Raw genomic sequence first — 15,026 nt, forward strand, 5'->3', positions numbered from 1 at the left:
CCGCGCCGTCCTCCGCCCCCCAAGGCTCAGGCGCTCACCAGGTCCGCCGCCCGGGTGAGGGACTGCACGATCTCTCCCGCCCGCACCGCGGTGTTGGACAGCAGGGTCGAGCTGAGCCCGTGCGTCCCCTCCGTGGCGCCCTGCAGGTAGATGCCGCAGCGCACCTCGGGCCCGGTGGCGATGCGGTAGTCGCGGCCGACGTCGGGCCCGCCGCCGGGCAGGCGCACGCAGTGCTCGGACAGCTCGCCGAGCATCGCCAGCGGGTCGCGGCTGCGGTACCCGGTGGCGCACACCAGGGCGTCGGCCTCCAGGACGGTGCGCTCCCCGGTGGGCAGGTGCTCGACCACCGCGCGCACTCCCTCCGCGTGCGAGGTCAGTTCGGTCAGCCGGGAGGCGTTGAGGATGCGCAGCCGCTCGATCCCCTGGACCTTCTCCTGGTAGACGCGCCGGTACAGCTCGTCGATGAGCTCCATGTCGACCACCGAGTAGTTGGTGGAGCCGTGGTAGTCCAGCAGCATGCGCTTCACGTCCTCGGGCGCGTGGTGGAATTCGTCGACGGCCTGGGGGTCGAAGATGCGGTTGGCGAAGGAGCTGTCGTCGGCCGGGGTGTAGCCGTACTTGGCGAACACGGCGCACACCTCGGCGCCGGGGTAGCGCTGGTGCAGGTGGTCGACGACCTCGGCGCCGCTCTGGCCCGCGCCGAGCACCAGCAGCCGGCGCGGGGAGTCCAGCTCGGGCAGCCGCCGCAGCAGCTCGTGGCTGTGCCAGACCCGTCCGCCGGTCTCGACGCCCTCGGGCACGACCGGCTCGAGCCCGGTGGCGATGACGAGGTTGCGGGCCCGGCGGGTGGTCACGGCCTCGCCCTGCCGTACCACCACCTCGCACGCGACGACCGCCCCGTCCTCGCGCACGGGGCGGACGGCGACCACCTCGGAGCCGTACTCCACCTGGCCGGTGAAGCGGTGGGCGGCCCACTCCAGGTAGTCGTGGAACTCCAGCCGCGACGGGAACATCGTCTTGTGGTTGATGAAGTCGACCAGCCTGCCCCGCTCCTTCAGGTAGTTCAGGAACGAGTACTCCGAGGACGGGTTGCGCATCGTCGCCAGGTCCTTGAGGAAGGAGACCTGCATCGTGGTGCCCTCGATGAGCATCCCGCGGTGCCAGCCGAACTCGCGCTGCCGTTCGAGGAAGACCGCGTCGAGCGCCGCCCCCTGCTCGCGCAACGCGATGGCCAGGGCAAGGTTGGAGGGGCCGAAGCCGATCCCCACCAGATCGTGGACGTGCTCTGTTGCGGTAGTGGACATGGGCGCCCTTTCATGAACCGGCCAGGACAACTTAGGTAAGCCTTACGAAGGTAAGCCTTACCTACATTCCCCGTCCAGTAGGCGCGATCATTCTTCGTGCTTCGTCACATTCGCCGCGCCCCCCGCGCCCACGAGCCGGGTGTTCGCGCCGGCCGCCTTCCACCGCTCCTCGAAGCCCTCCAGCAGCTTGATCGACTGCCGGGTGATGACGGCGGGGATGACCGGGCGGGCGACCTTCATCGCCGGCAGCCACCACTGGCCGTAGACGTGCGGACGGCGGCGCAGCAGGCCCGCGACGAGGCGGTCCACGGTCGGCTCCAGCGGGTAGGTCTTGCTCGCCGGGGACGGCAGCCCGTTGCGCATGTCGCGCAGCGCGGCGTCCTGGTCCGCCCCGCGCACCATGTCGGTGTCGGTCCAGCTCAGGTAGCCCACGCCGACGCCGACGCCGTGGATGGCGACCTCGGCGCGCAGCGAGTGCGCGAACGCCTCCACGCCGGCCTTGCTGGCGCAGTAGGCGGCCATCATCGGGGCCGAGCACAGCGCGGCCAGCGAGGCGATCTGGAAGAAGTACCCCTTGGACTCGCGCAGCGCGGGCAGGAACGCGCGGGCGGTGCTGGCACTGCCCATGAGGTTGACCTGGATCACCCGGTTGAAGGTGGCGGGGTCGGAGAACTCCACCGGACCTCCGGTGGCGATGCCGGCGTTGGCCACCACGATGTCGATCCGCCCGTAGCGCTCCTTGACCTCGGCGGCCACCGCGGCCAGCGCGGTGTCGTCGGTGACGTCGACCGTCCACCAGGCCGCGCCGTCACCGCACTTCTCCGCGACGAGGGCCAGCTCCTCCGGCTCCAGGCCCAGCAGCGCCACCTTGATCCCGCGCTCCGCCAGCTTCCCGGCCATGAGCGCGCCCAGACCCCGGGCCGCCCCGGTCACCACCGCTACCGTCATCACCGCTCCTGATACTTCCAGTTCCAACTGGGACAGTCGGGAGCGTAGACGATTTGTCTAATCCGGGCTAGACCACCTGTCCAATTCCGCATGGATCCGGCGGTCCATGGCCCGGCCGAAATGCTCGTCCGCGACCGCGCGCACCACCGGCCGCAACCGGCCGACGGTCTCGGTCAGGTCCTCGGAGTCCACCAGGTGGGTGCGCGCGAGCTGGAAGAAGGCGAAGGCCATGCGGTCGAAGGACGCCTCCAGCTCCCAGCTCACCGCCAGCACGGCCCGCAGCGGGATGCCCGCGCGCACCAGTTCCACCGTCGTCTCCAGCAGCCGGGTGCTGGAGATCACATAGCGGTCGCCTTCGACCCGGACGTACCCCAGCTCGACCGCCTCCGCCAGCAGTTCCGGGGTGAGCTGCCCGCCGAGCAGGCCGTCCAGCTCCTCCGCCGTCACCGAGGAGGGCCGCCCCTCCGCCCACGGCTCTCCCGCCGCGGCGGCCAGGCCGAGCAGCTCCGTCACCTCGCGGCCCTGGTCGGCGGCGGCCAGCAGCTCCTCGATGCCGTCCAGCCGGTACCCGCGCTCCAGCAGCCGCGTGATCAGCCTCAGCCGCTCCAGATGCGCCGCGGAGTACCAGCCCACCCTGCCCTGCCTGCGCGGCGGCGGCAGCAGCCGCCGCTCCTGGTAGTACCGAAGGGTGCGAACCGGAACCCCGGCCTCCCGTGCCAGCTCCTCGATGCGGTACTCGTCCACGCGGCGACCCTAGCCGACCGCGCCGTCGCGCCGCGTCCGGCCGAAACCCCCATGGCCTCCCCGATCCTCAGAGCTTCGCGAAGCGGCCCTCCAGGCCGTCCAGGAGGGCCTGGAGGCCGGTCTCGAAGGCGGACTCGTCGATCTCCTTCTGGCGGTCGGCCAGCAGGTGGGCCTGGTCCAGGTGCGGGTACTCGTCGGCGTAGACGGCGGCGTCGTCGGGGAAGCCGCCGGCGAAGGACGCCAGGGCCGAGCCGATGATGAAGAAGCGCATGAGCGCGCCGACCCGGGTGGCCTCGCGGCGCGGCCAGCCCGCGTCCACCAGGCCGCCGAAGACGGCGTCCGCCATGCGCAGCATGTGGGGGCGCCTGCGGCCGGGGCCCCGGGCCAGGACGGGGACGACGTTGGGGTGGGCCGCCAGCGCCTCGCGGTAGGCGTGCGCCCAGCCGTACAGGGCGTCGCGCCAGCCGGGGTCGCTCCCGGGGCCCAGCCCCGCCAGCATCGACAGGTCGACCTCGGACAGCACGGTGTCGGCGACCGCGTCGAGCAGTTCGTCCTTGGTCGCCACGTGGTTGTAGAGCGAGGGGCCGCTGACGCCGAGCTCGGCGGCGAGCCGCCGGGTGGAGACGGCCTCCAGCCCCTCGGTGTCCAGCAGGCCCAGAGCCACCTCGATGATGCGTTCGCGACTGAGCAGCGGCTGACGTGGCCGGGCCAAGACCTCTCCCTCCTGCGATGACGGAGGACTCATTCTGGCAGGACCAGAAACCTTGCAGCGCTAGTTTATTTGATCTACCATCGGCCGCAGTTGCGACTTGCACCGCTAGTTTTCTGTGGACCCCACCCCCCGCCGACGGAAAGGAGCCCGCCGAGATGAGCGCGACGCTCTCCCTGGCCAGCGTCCTGGCCGAGTCCGCCCGCCGCCGCCCCCGGCAGACCGCGCTGGTCCAGGGCGACCTGCGCCTCACCTACGCCGAGGTCTGGGAGCGGGCCAGAGCCCAGGCCGCCGCCCTGGTCAGGCTGGGCGTGCGGCCCGGCGACCGGGTCGCGCTGCTGTGCCCCAACACCGCGGAGTTCCCGCAGGCCTACTACGCCGTCCTCACCGCCGGGGCCGTCGTGGTGCCCGTCCACCTGCTGCTCACCGCGCCCGAGATGGAGCACGTGCTGCGCGACAGCGAGGCGTCGGTGCTGCTGTGCCACCCGCTGTTCGCCGAGGTCGCCAAGCAGGCCGCGGACTCCGCCGGAGTGCGGGTCTGCTCGCTGGGCGACGCCCCGGTCCCCGGGGTCGACGGCTGCCTGGCCGACCTCGCCCGGTCCGTCGAGCCGCTGCGGTCCTTCGTCCGGCGCGTCCCGGAGGACCCCGCCGTGGTCTTCTACACCAGCGGCACCACCGGCCGGCCCAAGGGCGCGGTGCTCAGCCACCTCAACCTGGTCATGAACGCCACGATCAACGCCTTCGACACCCACCCGGTGCATCCCGGGCAGGTCGCCCTGGGCGCGCTCCCGCTGTTCCACATCTTCGGCCAGACGGTCAGCCTCAACTCCACGTGGCGGGCCCTGGGGACGCTGGTCCTCATGCCCCGCTTCGACCCCGCCGAGGCGCTCGAGCTGATGATCGCCGAGAACGTGACGATCTTCCACGGGGTGCCCACGATGTACTTCGGGCTCGTGGAGGCCGCCAAGAACACCGACAGGCTGCCGGAGCTGGAACTGTGCGTCTCCGGAGGCGCCGCCCTGCCCGCCACCGTCCTGGAGGCGTTCGAGACCGCGTTCGGCACCCCGGTGTACGAGGGGTACGGGCTGTCGGAGACCTCCCCCACCTCCTCGGTCAACCAGCCCGCCTACGGGGCCAGGGCGGGCACCGTCGGGCACGCCATCTGGGGCGTGGAGGTGGAGATCGCCGCCCCCGACCGGCTGGACTCGATCGAACTGCTGACGCCGGGTTCGCTCGGCGAGATCGTCATCCGGGGCCACAACGTCTTCACCGGGTACCTGGGAAACCCCGAGGCGACGTCCGCGGCGCTGGTGGACGGCTGGTTCCGCACCGGCGACCTGGGCACCAAGGACGCCGAGGGCTTCGTGACCATCGTCGACCGGCTCAAGGACATGATCATCCGCAGCGGGTTCAACGTGTACCCCACCGAGGTGGAGGACGCGCTGCTGGGCCACCCGGAGATCTCCGAGGTCGCCGTCATCGGGCTGCCCGACCCGGTGACCGGCGAGGAGGTCTGCGCGGTCGTCGTCCCGGCGTCCGGCGCCATGCCCGACGCGGACGAGATCATCGCCTTCGCGCGGGAGAGGCTCGGCCGGCACAAGTACCCGCGCCGGATCGAGTTCGTCTCCGCGCTGCCCCTGGGCCCCAGCCACAAGGTGCTCAAACGCGAGCTGCGCCGCCGCTTCTCCTGAGGTCCCCGATGTTTCCGGCGGGCAAAACCGCGGTTGCCACCCGGTTTCCGCTCTTCCCCAACGGAACGAAGGGCGTTATCCAGGACGGATGAGCATGTCTTCCCGGGTACCGGTCATCGATCTCACCCCCTGGTTCCACGGCACGGCGGACGACCGCGCGAAGGTCGCCCGCGAGGTGGACGGGGCGCTCCGCGAGACCGGATTCCTCCTCATCACCGGACACGGCGTCCCGGACGGGCTGCGGGACGCCGTCCGGGACGAGGCCAAGCGCTTCTTCGCCCTGCCCGCCGAGGTCAAGCGCCCCTACGCGGTGACCGTCGGCGGCCGGGGCTGGCTGCCGCCCGGAGTGGAGGCCAACGGGTACGCCGAGGGCACCGAGACGCCCCCGGACCTCAAGGAGACCTTCGCCGTGGGCGCCGACGAGCCCACCGGCGTCCCGGAGACCGACGAGGTGTGGTTCCTCCCGAACGTCTACCCGTCCGAGACGCCCGAGCTGAAGGCGCTGCTGGAGGACTACCTCGGCCGGATGCGCGCCCTCGCCGACGAGCTGCTGCGACTGTGCGCCGCCGCGCTGGAGCTGCCGCCGGACTTCTTCACGAGCAGGACCGGCCACCCCTCCTACACGCTGAACCTCAACTGGTACCCGCCGATCTCGGTGACCGGCGTCCCCGAGCCGGGCCAGTTCCGCATCGGTCCCCACACCGACTTCGGCACCGTCACGATCCTGGACCGCGAACCGGGCACCGGCGGCCTGCAGGTGTGGGGCGAGGAGGACGGCTGGGTCGACGCCCCCTTCGTGCCCGGCTCCTTCACCGTCAACACCGGCGACCTGCTGGCCCGCTGGACGGGCGAGCGCTGGAAGTCCAACCGCCACCGCGTCCTGCCGCCCGACGCCTCGGCCCCCGACGAGGAGCTCGTCTCCCTCATCTACTTCTACGAGACCGACCCCTGCGCGGTCGTCGAGTCCCTCCCCGCCCCGCTGGGCCGCGTCTCCCATCCGCCCGTCGTCGCCGCCGACTACCTCGGCGAGAAGCTCGCCGCCATCACCGTCGGCTGAGCCGGAGACGCGCGGACGCAGGCGCCTGCGCCTGCGTCCGCGCGTCCTCCTGTCAGAGCGTCAGGCCCACCAGCTCGCCGAGGGCTGCGCGGTGGCGGTGCGCGCCGCCGAACGCCAGGGAGAGGCTCTTGGCGCGCTTCAGGTAGAGGTGCGCCGGGTGCTCCCAGGTGAAGCCGATGCCGCCGTGGAACTGGACGCAGTCCTCGGCGGCCCGGACGACGACCTCCGAGCAGTGCGACTGGGCGACCGCCACCGCGATCGGAGCGTCGGGGTCGTCGTTCGCGACGCAGTCGGCGGCGTAGCGCGCGGCGGCCCTGGCCTGGGCGACGGCGACCCACAGGTCGGCGAGCCGGTGCTTGACCGCCTGGTAGGAGCCGATGGGCCGGGCGAACTGGTAGCGCGTCTTGACGTAGGCGAGGGTGCTCTCCAGGCACTGCTCGGCGACGCCGAGCTGCTCGGAGGCGAGGATCGCCCCGCCGACCGTCAGCGCCCGCCCGACCGCCTCGGGGCCGCCGATCCTGCGGCCCCGGGCACCGCCGAAGTCCAGGTCCGCCAGCGGGCGGGTCTGGTCCAGGGTCGTGACGGGGGTGCGGACGACGTCCGAGGCGTCGTAGGCGTGGAGGCCGTCCTCCTGCGGCAGGAGCAGGACGTCGGCGGCCAGGGCGTCGGCCACGCCGCGGACCTTCCCGTCCCGTACGGGCCGTTCCGGAGCCCCATAAGGCACCGCCAGAGTGGCGACGGTCTCGCCGCCCGCGACGGCGGCGAGCAGGTCGCGGTCGTCGGAGGCCAGCAGGGCCGCCACTCCCAGCACCGCGCTGCCCAGGAACGGGACGGGCGCGACGGCGCGTCCCAGCTCCTCGGCGACGACGGCGGTCTCGCGCCAGCCCGCGCCCGCGCCGCCCAGTTCCTCGGGGACGGGCAGGCCCGTCACGCCCAGCTCCTTGCCCAGGACCGTCCACAGACCGGCGTCGTGGGACTCCCCGCGCTCGCTCCAGGCCAGGACGTGCTGCCAGTCCGCCCGGTCCTTCAGCACCTCGCGGACCCCGGCCCGCAGTTCCTCTTCGACTTCGCCGTACAGCAGATCGCTCACCGGGGCAGGTCCTTCCACGGGGTGTCCTTGTCGACCCGGTGCTCTCCGGGCAGGCCGAGCACCCGCTCGGCGATGATGTTGCGCAGGATCTCCGAGGTGCCGCCCTCGATCGAGTTGCCCTTGGCGCGCAGGTAGCGGTAGCCGGGAGAGCGCCCGGCGAAGTCCACGGTCTCGGGACGGCGCATCGTCCAGTCGTCGTAGAGCAGGCCGTCGGGGCCCAGGAGCTCCAGTTCGAAACCGGTGAGCCTCTGGTTGAGCTCGGCGAAGGCCAGCTTCATCGCGCTCCCCTCGGGACCGGGCGCGCCCTGGGCGAGCTGCTGGCGCAGCCGCTGCCCGGTGAGGCGGGCGACCTCGGCCTCGGTCCACAGTTTGAGCAGCCGGTCGTGCAGGGCGGGGTCGCGCAGCTCGGGCTCCTCCCGCCAGGCCTCGGCGATGATCTTGAGGACGCCGGCCTCGCGCGGCATGGCCTGGCCGCCGATGGCGACCCGTTCGCTCATCAGGGTCGTGTTGGCGACCTTCCAGCCGTCGCCGACCTCGCCGAGCCGGTCGGCGTCGGGGATCCGCACGTCGGTGAGGAAGACCTCGTTGAACTCCGCCTCGCCGGTGGCCTGCCGGAGCGGGCGCACCTCGACGCCGGGCGCGGTCATGTCGCACACGAAGTAGGTCAGGCCCCGGTGCTTGGGGACGGACGGGTCGGTCCGGGCGACGAGCAGGGCCCAGCGCGCCCGGTGCGCCAGGGACGTCCAGACCTTCTGCCCGTTGACGACCCAGCCGTCGCCGTCGCGGACCGCGCGGGTGGCCAGGCCCGCCAGGTCGGAGCCGGCGCCGGGCTCGCTGAACAGCTGGCACCAGATCTCCTCGCCCGTCCACAGAGGGCGCAGCCAGCGCTCCTTCTGCTCGGGGGTCCCCACCGCCAGGATGGTCGGAGCGGCCATGCCCAGGCCGATGGCGTTGCCGCCCGGCCGGTTGTCGGGAGTGCCTGCGAACGCCTTCTCCACGTCCCGCTGCAGTTCGCGGGGCAGGCCGAGCCCGCCGTGCCCCTCGGGGAAGTGCACCCAGGCCAGACCCGCGTCGAACCGGGCCCGCAGGTACTCCAGCCGGTCCATCGAGGTGTGGTCGTGCGTCTCGCGGAACTTCGCGACGAGGTCGCGCACCTCTTCCGGTGTCACGGGGTCACCGCCATGCTCTCCAGAACCCTCCGCGCCAGTTCCCGGTCGCCGTCGACGACCGCCTTCACCTCTCGGGGCCCGCACCGGCCCGCGGCCAACCTCACGTAGTCCTCCCAATCGAGTCTCACTCGCACCGTGGGCTCCTCGGGCGCGTCGCCCAGGAGCCCCCGTCCGTTCTCGTTCACCACGACCTCCGCGGAGTACTCGCGGGCTCCGGTGATCTCGAAGGCCACCGACTGCCCGGGCGCCGCTCCCGCGCGCTTGGCCACCACGAAGGGCAGGGCCGGATGCAGCACCATCCAGGTCGCGGCGCCCGCGAGCGCGTCCAGCCCGCCGGGCCGCCCCGTCGCGCGGCGGATGTCCTGCTCGTGTATCCAGCAGTCGAAGGCGCGGAACATCATCAGCCGGGAATAGTCGCCCTTCTGACCGTCGGGCTGTGGTGCCTCGTCCGCGGGATCCACCTCCCGCAGCGTCGCCAGCCGCCGGTCCAGGACCACCCTCAGCTGCTCCAGCACCTCCGCGCCCGGCAGTGGCCGGCGCACGTCCACCCCGATCTCCACCATCCGCCCCAGCTCGTTCTGGACGTGCGGCAGGTCGGGCAGGTCGTGGGCGGGCAGGGGGTCGCCCAGGAAGAGCTCCTCGGCGCTGACGAGGTGGGAGACGATGTCCTTGACCGTCCAGCCCGGGCAGGGCGTGGGCAGTTCCCACTCGGCGTCCGTGAATCCCTCTCCCAGACCGATGACGGCCCGGGCGGTCTGCTCGTACGCCCGGACGTTTTCCTCGAACCCAGGTTGCATGTCCCGAACCTGCCATGTCAGAACTCACTTACGCAATGGGCCGGTTCACCGTCCTCTGACGGATCAGAGGTTTCCCCGCACAACACCCCGGGCGTTTCATCCGGAGATCACGGTGGGTAAGGCCCTGAACACCCCCCGATCCGCCCGCGTGCGACGCGCGCGAGTTTCGAAGGGGGCCGCTTGCGCTGGACCACCGTCATGCCGATCCTCGCCGTCTGCGCGCTGGTCCCGGCCTGGGGCCGCACCCTGTCCGGAGTCGTCATCTTCGTCCTGGCGGTGCTGCTCGCCGGAGCGGTGATGGCGGCCGTCCACCACGCGGAGACGGTCGCGCACCGGATCGGCGAACCGTTCGGGGCCCTGACGCTGGCGGTCGCGGTGACGGTCATCGAGGTCTCCCTGATCGTCAGCGTGATGATCTCCGGCGGGGAGGGCGCGGCGAGCCTGGCACGGGACACGGTCTTCGCCGCGGTCATGATCTGTACCACCGGCATGGTGGGCCTGTCCCTGCTGGTCGGCACTCTCGGCGGCCGGACCGCCGTCTTCAACGCCGAGGGCGCCGGAGGCATGCTCGCCACCGTGGCCTCCCTGGTCACCCTGACGATGGTGCTGCCGTCCTTCACCACCAGCCAGCCGGGGCCCCGCTTCACCCCCGTCCAGCTGACGTTCGCGGCGGTGGCCTCCCTCGTGCTGTACGCGCTGTTCGTGCTGACCCAGACCATCCGGCACCGCGACTACTTCCTCCCGGTCACCACGGAGGGCGAGATCCTGACCGAGGAGGACCACGCCGACCCGCCGAGCAGGAGGACGGCGCTGATCAGCCTCGGGCTGCTGCTGCTGGCGCTGGTCGCGGTGGTCGGCCTCGCCAAGGTCGAGTCCCCGGTGATCGAGACCGCGGTGCGCAAGGCCGGCCTGCCCCACGCCGTGGTCGGAGTGGTCATCGCGCTGCTCGTCCTGCTGCCCGAGATGCTGGCGGCGATCCGGGCCGCGCGCCGCGAACGGCTCCAGACCAGCCTGAACCTGGCGCTCGGCTCGGCGACCGCCTCCATCGGGCTGACCATCCCGACGATCGCGATCGCCATGATCTGGATCGAGGGCCCGCTCATCCTCGGGCTGGGCTCCACGCAGCTGGTGCTGCTGCTCCTCGCCCTGGGCGTCTCGACCCTCACCGTGGTGCCGGGGCACGCCACGCTCCTGCAGGCCGGCATTCACCTGGCCATCTTCGCGGCCTTCCTCTTCCTCACCCTCCGGCCCTGAACCGTTCAGCCGGCCAGGTCCGCGCAGACGCCCGCGGCGTTGACGGGGTTGCACCGGGCGTCGGCGAAGCCGGGCAGCGCGGCGTAGTAGCCGCCGCCGAACCTGGCCGCCAGGCCGGGAACCGGGTAGTCGGTGCTCACCCACTGCGCACCGCCGGCGAGGGCCTGGTCCCGCAGGGCCGTGGAGCCGGAGCGCGCCTCGGCGGTGTCGGAGTCGGCCCGGGTGCGCACCATGTACCCCTTGCTGACGAGGTCGCGGATGGACGGGGAGGTCGCGTCGTTGCGCTGGACGAACGCCGCATCGGCCTGGCCGGGCGTGGAGGCGGTGAAGACGAGCCTTCCCTCGAGCGCGGGGTTGCCCTCCAGGTACCGGGTGCGCTGGACGGCGTTGTTGTCCTGCAGGAACATCACCTTGCCCCGCACGTCGTCGAGCAGCGGCCAGCCGTCCTGCAGGACGGACTCCTCCAGGGTCTTGCCGGGCACGCGGACGTCGTCGGGCGCCAGGATCCGCTCCCTCGGGAACACCGAGAGGATCTCCTCCTCCGCGGCGAGCATCCGCTCCCTCGTCCATGTCACCAGCTGGATCGGCGGAAGCCCGTTCACGGGGATGTCCAGGGTGTCCTTGAACTCCAGCAGGATCGCGACCGGGACGTGGGACGGGCCGCCGTCGGACCACTGCTTCACCGACCGCAGGCACTCCACGAGCGACAGGCAGTTGCTGCGGTAGTCGATGCCCGCGATGTGCAGCACCTTCGTCCCGGGCTCCTTCATCCGGGGGTCGTACTCGGCCTTCTGCCCGGTCAGCACCCGGATCGCGGGCTTGGCGTAAGCGCCGCCCTTGGGGTCGGCGTAGAGGTCGAGCTCGATCTGCCGCACGTGCTGCCCGGCGAGCTGCTGGTCCAGCGGCGCGTGGCTGTACTGCAGCCCCTGCGCGACGCTCCCGGCGACCGTGGAGATGGGGCCGTACTCGGACTGCGGCGGCTCGAGATGGTAGCTGTTGTGGCTTCCGACGACCTGGATCTGGTTGAGCCGCAGCTGGGGAACCGCGGCTTCGGAGCGTGGGACGGGCCAGGACGACAGCACGACGGCGAGCGCGGTGAGGAGCGCGAGCACCGGAAGGCCGAGGACTGCGATGCGCAGCGAGCAACCGATCATGCTCCGGAAATGAATCGCATCCCATATACACCGTCAAGAGCCTTTTGAACCCGGCGTATTTACGGTCGGGTTCAGAAATCGCCTTCGGCCACCTGGAGGACGGTCAGGCCCAGAGCACGCCAGGCTTCCACCACCTGATTACGGTCGTCCAATACACACGTCACGTCATAGGTGTCGCGCACATGGGCGTCGAAGAGCTCCACCTTCACGATGGAATCGCGCCGGTTGTCCCCATGCACTCGCATGTACAGCGCGTCGAACGGGACGCCCACGTGCTTTTCCAGCCACGTCTCGGTCTCCTTCCGGCACTTGTCCGAGCGACCGGACAGGAACACCACCCTGTGTCCCGCCGCGTGCATAGCCTGAATGACGGCGATGACGGGCGCGTTCGGCAGGTCCTGATGCACCCGGGTGTGGTCGTAAGGGCTGCGCCCCGAGATCAGCGCGGTGGTGCCGTCGATGTCGACCAGTACCGCCTTCGGCGTGCCCGGCCTCGCCTCGTAGGGCACCAGCTCGGTCGAAGGCTCCTCCTCCGGCAGGGGCAGAGGCAGTTTCCGGCCCGCCAGGAACCGCAGGTGCAGGTCCCGGATGCGCTCTTCGCCGACGGGCTCCGCCCGTGCGGCGTCACGCTCCACGCACGTCTCCAGCGGGACGTGCGTGAAGTCGTGCACTTCGAGTCCCGCCCCGGCCTTCCGGGCCAGCCGTGCCAGGGCGCGGGCGTTCCACTGCGGCAGGTTCGTGTCGTCGCAGACGACGTCGTAGCCGCTCCCGAGCAGACGGACGACGGCCTCGTCCCGGACTGCGAGGACCCTCTGCTCCGTCACGCCCTTGATGAACGTGCCGTCGTCCAGCATCCGGCGCAGCTCGTCACGGTTGACCCGGACGCGGCTTTCCCGGTCCTCGGCGGCCCAGGCACGGGCCCAGGTCGTCTTCCCCGAAGCGGGCAGGCCGCGGGTGATGTGCAGGGTGGGCATGTCAGGAGGCTTCCTCTGAGGAGGTGAAGGGCCGGTCGTCACCGGAGGGCTTGAGCGTCTGCCAGATCCGCGCCGACGGGTCCCGGCCGTCCAGGACCTGGAACAGCCAGCCGCGCAGGGGCGAGCGCGAGGCCGCCGCCGCGTAGTCCTTGCGGCTCCACCCGTCGGGCAGCGCCGCGACGATCGCCGCGTGCTCGGCCTCGATCCGCGCGAGCAGTTCCCGGCGCCGGTCCGCCAGGCCGCGGGCCATGCCGCGCACCCAGCCGTGGAACTCGTCGGGCAGCCCCTCGCAGATGGCGGAGACGTCCTCGCCCGCGCCGAGGCGCTCCCACACGACCCGGGCGTTCAGGCCGGTGATGAGGCGGTGCAGCTCGAGGTAGTCGTCCTGCTTGAGCTTGACCATCAGGTCGCCCCGGCCGTCCCGGGCGGGCAGCCGGACGATCAGCCCCTCGGCGCCGGGCCGCGGCGGCGCCGCCAGCGCCTCCCGCAGCGTCCGGTGGGCGAACCGCTCCACGGCCGGGCCCGGCCAGCCGTCCACCTCGGCGGCCCGGCCGGTGGCGATGTCCACGCCGCCGAGCAGCACCAGGTCGTCGAGGCCGCCGTAGTCGCAGACGATCCGGTTGGCCGGGTAGATGATCTCGAACAGGCAGGTGACGCCCTCGGGGACCTTCACCCGGTCGGCGTACCGCTCCCGCCACACCTCGGTGGCGTGCAAGGCCTGGTCGCTGGTGAAGGAGCCGCGGGTGGCGACCGCGTACCCGTCCGGCGTCGGGTACAGCACGCCGAGGCTCCCGTCGGCCTTGTCCGCGACGACGGCGGGGGCGTCGAGGTCGAAGGCGCCCTCGGGGTACTCGCCGTAGTTGAAGAACTTGGGGTAGGGACGGGCGACGATCCGGTCCGCCTCGTCCACCACCAGGCCGCGGCAGAGCCTGGTCACCTCGGTCCAGGCGCGCTCGTACTGGGTCTTCTCGGTGTAGTTGAGGATCCGCAGCGGCAGTTCCGGGTGGGTCTGCTCCTTGACGTATCCCCCGGCGACCGCTTCCGCCAGCAGGGCGGTGTCGAACAGGTCGCTGATGTGGGGGCGCACCGGTGATTCCTCTCTCGCAAGATCCAACCCCGCCATAGTGCCGCAAAGGCCGCCTTCTCCCCACTCGATTAATCGGGTGATCGGACCTGCCCGCCGAACGCGGATCGAGTAAGATCACGCCACCTCCCCGGCACGGAAGGCGACCCCCATGCGCACGGGTGCCGCGACGTTCGTCCTCGGCGTCGTCCTGATGAGCACGGCCTCCGCGGCGCAGGCCGCTCCCGACGACGACCCGCCCTCCGGCGAACTGGTGGTGCACACCACCGTCACCACCGGCAAGCCCCGGCGGGGCGCCGAGGTCAAGGCCCAGACGTGGATCGCGTCCACAGGGGCGGCCTCCGAGAACGCCACGCTGTCCTTCTCCGCCGAGCCCCGGACCGGGGTGCGGATCTCCGCGGTCTGCACGCGCACCGCGCAGGGCTACTGCAAGCTCGGTGACGTGGACTCCGGCGGGACGGCGGTGCCCTTCACCATCGAGGTCCCGGCGGGGAGCGCCCCGCTGACCCTCACCATCGGCGCCTTCACCCGGGCCGACAACGCGCGGCCCGTCGGGGAGTACACGAAGGTCACGTTCGCCCCGGCGGCCCGCAAGACCGAGTCCCAGACGCCCTCCCCGAGCGCCTCCCCCCAGCCCCCGCCGGCGAGCCCTTCGGCGACGCCGGCTCCGCCGCCCTCCGCCGCGAATCCGCCCGCCGCCGCGCCCGCCCAGACCGAGGCGCCCGTCCAGACCGAGGTCACGGCCGCCCCCGGCCCCTCCGACACCCTCGGCCTTCCCTCCGTGCCCTCCGCGGACCCGACGGACGGCTCCAGTCCGGCGGGGTACGTGTTCACGGCGATGGCGTCCGAGCCGCCTCCCGACACCCGGACCACGCTCGTCGGCACGGAGGTGCCGCCCGCTCTCGCGCTCGGCCAGAGCATCTGGCTGGGAGTCCTGCTGGCCGCCTGCGCCCTGGCCGCCGCGCTGGCGTTCCGGCGCGGCGCGCGCATCCGGCGGCGGCCAGAGGACCCGGAGAGCATCGGGAAGCACCGGTCCGGGAGCGCCTGATCA

Annotated in this window: 14 protein-coding genes; 4 read left to right on the forward strand and 10 right to left on the reverse strand. The window is 71.9% G+C overall.

All coding sequences use genetic code 11. The annotated features are described in order from the left end of the window. Positions 1-26: 26 nt before the first annotated feature. The 4 genes from ABD327_RS21175 to ABD327_RS21190 all read right to left on the reverse strand — a co-directional run bounded on the left by ABD327_RS21175 (position 27) and on the right by ABD327_RS21190 (position 3,708). Positions 27-1,304 (reverse strand): lysine N(6)-hydroxylase/L-ornithine N(5)-oxygenase family protein, encoded by a 1,278-nt coding sequence (locus tag ABD327_RS21175; protein ID WP_344452294.1) that lies wholly within the window; start codon positions 1,302-1,304, stop codon positions 27-29. Positions 1,305-1,391: 87 nt separating this feature from the next. Then, positions 1,392-2,252: an SDR family oxidoreductase gene (locus ABD327_RS21180; protein ID WP_344452295.1), complete on the reverse strand. Its 861-nt coding sequence runs from the start codon at positions 2,250-2,252 to the stop codon at positions 1,392-1,394. A 57-nt stretch (positions 2,253-2,309) separates the two neighbouring features. Continuing rightward, the gene (locus ABD327_RS21185; protein WP_344452296.1) at positions 2,310-2,996 is read right to left on the reverse strand and encodes a MerR family transcriptional regulator; all 687 of its coding nucleotides are present in this window, start codon (positions 2,994-2,996) and stop codon (positions 2,310-2,312) included. Between the two features lie 67 nt (positions 2,997-3,063). Beyond that, a complete protein-coding gene (locus ABD327_RS21190) occupies positions 3,064-3,708 on the reverse strand; it encodes a TetR/AcrR family transcriptional regulator C-terminal domain-containing protein (protein WP_344452297.1) in 645 nt (214 codons plus the stop codon). Positions 3,709-3,863: 155 nt separating this feature from the next. Between ABD327_RS21190 and ABD327_RS21195 the strand changes: the two genes are divergently transcribed. Both ABD327_RS21195 and ABD327_RS21200 read left to right on the forward strand, forming a co-directional pair. Further along, complete coding sequence (locus ABD327_RS21195) at positions 3,864-5,396, forward strand: long-chain-fatty-acid--CoA ligase (RefSeq protein WP_344452298.1); 1,533 nt, start codon at positions 3,864-3,866, stop codon at positions 5,394-5,396. Positions 5,397-5,484: 88 nt separating this feature from the next. Continuing rightward, positions 5,485-6,453, forward strand: a complete 969-nt coding sequence (locus ABD327_RS21200) for an isopenicillin N synthase family dioxygenase (RefSeq protein WP_344452299.1) — start codon at positions 5,485-5,487, stop codon at positions 6,451-6,453. 52 nt (positions 6,454-6,505) lie between these two features. Here ABD327_RS21200 and ABD327_RS21205 read toward each other — a convergent pair whose 3' ends face one another. Genes ABD327_RS21205 through ABD327_RS21215 form a run of 3 tightly spaced genes read right to left on the reverse strand, consistent with a single transcriptional unit; the run spans position 6,506 to position 9,509 of the window. After that, positions 6,506-7,543, reverse strand: coding sequence for an acyl-CoA dehydrogenase family protein (locus ABD327_RS21205; protein ID WP_344452300.1), 1,038 nt, complete (start codon positions 7,541-7,543; stop codon positions 6,506-6,508). Further along, a complete protein-coding gene (locus ABD327_RS21210) occupies positions 7,540-8,712 on the reverse strand; it encodes an acyl-CoA dehydrogenase family protein (RefSeq protein WP_344452301.1) in 1,173 nt (390 codons plus the stop codon). Before ABD327_RS21210 ends, ABD327_RS21205 begins: the two co-directional genes overlap by 4 nt. Then, positions 8,709-9,509 carry a maleylpyruvate isomerase family mycothiol-dependent enzyme gene (locus ABD327_RS21215; RefSeq protein WP_344452302.1) on the reverse strand — a complete coding sequence of 267 codons (801 nt, stop codon included), beginning with the start codon at positions 9,507-9,509 and terminating at the stop codon, positions 8,709-8,711. The genes ABD327_RS21210 and ABD327_RS21215 overlap by 4 nt, the downstream gene beginning before the upstream one ends. 180 nt (positions 9,510-9,689) lie before the next feature. Between ABD327_RS21215 and ABD327_RS21220 the strand changes: the two genes are divergently transcribed. Continuing rightward, on the forward strand, positions 9,690-10,763 hold the full coding sequence (locus ABD327_RS21220) for a calcium:cation antiporter (protein ID WP_344452303.1): 1,074 nt from the start codon (positions 9,690-9,692) through the stop codon (positions 10,761-10,763). 5 nt (positions 10,764-10,768) lie between these two features. Here ABD327_RS21220 and ABD327_RS21225 read toward each other — a convergent pair whose 3' ends face one another. The 3 genes from ABD327_RS21225 to ABD327_RS21235 all read right to left on the reverse strand — a co-directional run bounded on the left by ABD327_RS21225 (position 10,769) and on the right by ABD327_RS21235 (position 13,978). Then, entirely contained in the window at positions 10,769-11,917 is a 1,149-nt protein-coding gene (locus tag ABD327_RS21225; protein WP_344452304.1) for a phosphatidylinositol-specific phospholipase C1-like protein, read from the reverse strand. 71 nt (positions 11,918-11,988) lie between these two features. After that, the gene (locus ABD327_RS21230; protein WP_344452305.1) at positions 11,989-12,891 is read right to left on the reverse strand and encodes a phosphatase domain-containing protein; all 903 of its coding nucleotides are present in this window, start codon (positions 12,889-12,891) and stop codon (positions 11,989-11,991) included. A gap of 1 nt (position 12,892) precedes the next feature. Further along, positions 12,893-13,978, reverse strand: coding sequence for an RNA ligase (locus tag ABD327_RS21235; protein ID WP_344452306.1), 1,086 nt, complete (start codon positions 13,976-13,978; stop codon positions 12,893-12,895). Between the two features lie 148 nt (positions 13,979-14,126). On the opposite strand from ABD327_RS21235, the gene ABD327_RS21240 reads away from it, so the two are divergent. Next, positions 14,127-15,023, forward strand: coding sequence for a hypothetical protein (locus tag ABD327_RS21240; protein ID WP_344452307.1), 897 nt, complete (start codon positions 14,127-14,129; stop codon positions 15,021-15,023). The last annotated feature ends 3 nt before the right edge of the window (positions 15,024-15,026 follow it).

The organism is Actinocorallia aurantiaca, assembly GCF_039533685.1.
Lineage (GTDB): Bacteria > Actinomycetota > Actinomycetes > Streptosporangiales > Streptosporangiaceae > Actinocorallia > Actinocorallia aurantiaca.

What these genes read in the sequence shown, in the direction of transcription:
- ABD327_RS21175 (WP_344452294.1), bottom strand. Translation starts at nt 1,304, where the DNA reads ATGTCCACTACCGCAACAGAGCACGTCCACGATCTGGTGGGGATCGGC.
- ABD327_RS21180 (WP_344452295.1), bottom strand. Translation starts at nt 2,252, where the DNA reads ATGACGGTAGCGGTGGTGACCGGGGCGGCCCGGGGTCTGGGCGCGCTC.
- ABD327_RS21195 (WP_344452298.1), top strand. Translation starts at nt 3,864, where the DNA reads ATGAGCGCGACGCTCTCCCTGGCCAGCGTCCTGGCCGAGTCCGCCCGC.
- ABD327_RS21200 (WP_344452299.1), top strand. Translation starts at nt 5,485, where the DNA reads ATGAGCATGTCTTCCCGGGTACCGGTCATCGATCTCACCCCCTGGTTC.
- ABD327_RS21215 (WP_344452302.1), bottom strand. Translation starts at nt 9,509, where the DNA reads ATGCAACCTGGGTTCGAGGAAAACGTCCGGGCGTACGAGCAGACCGCC.
- ABD327_RS21225 (WP_344452304.1), bottom strand. Translation starts at nt 11,917, where the DNA reads ATGATCGGTTGCTCGCTGCGCATCGCAGTCCTCGGCCTTCCGGTGCTC.
- ABD327_RS21230 (WP_344452305.1), bottom strand. Translation starts at nt 12,891, where the DNA reads ATGCCCACCCTGCACATCACCCGCGGCCTGCCCGCTTCGGGGAAGACG.
- ABD327_RS21240 (WP_344452307.1), top strand. Translation starts at nt 14,127, where the DNA reads ATGCGCACGGGTGCCGCGACGTTCGTCCTCGGCGTCGTCCTGATGAGC.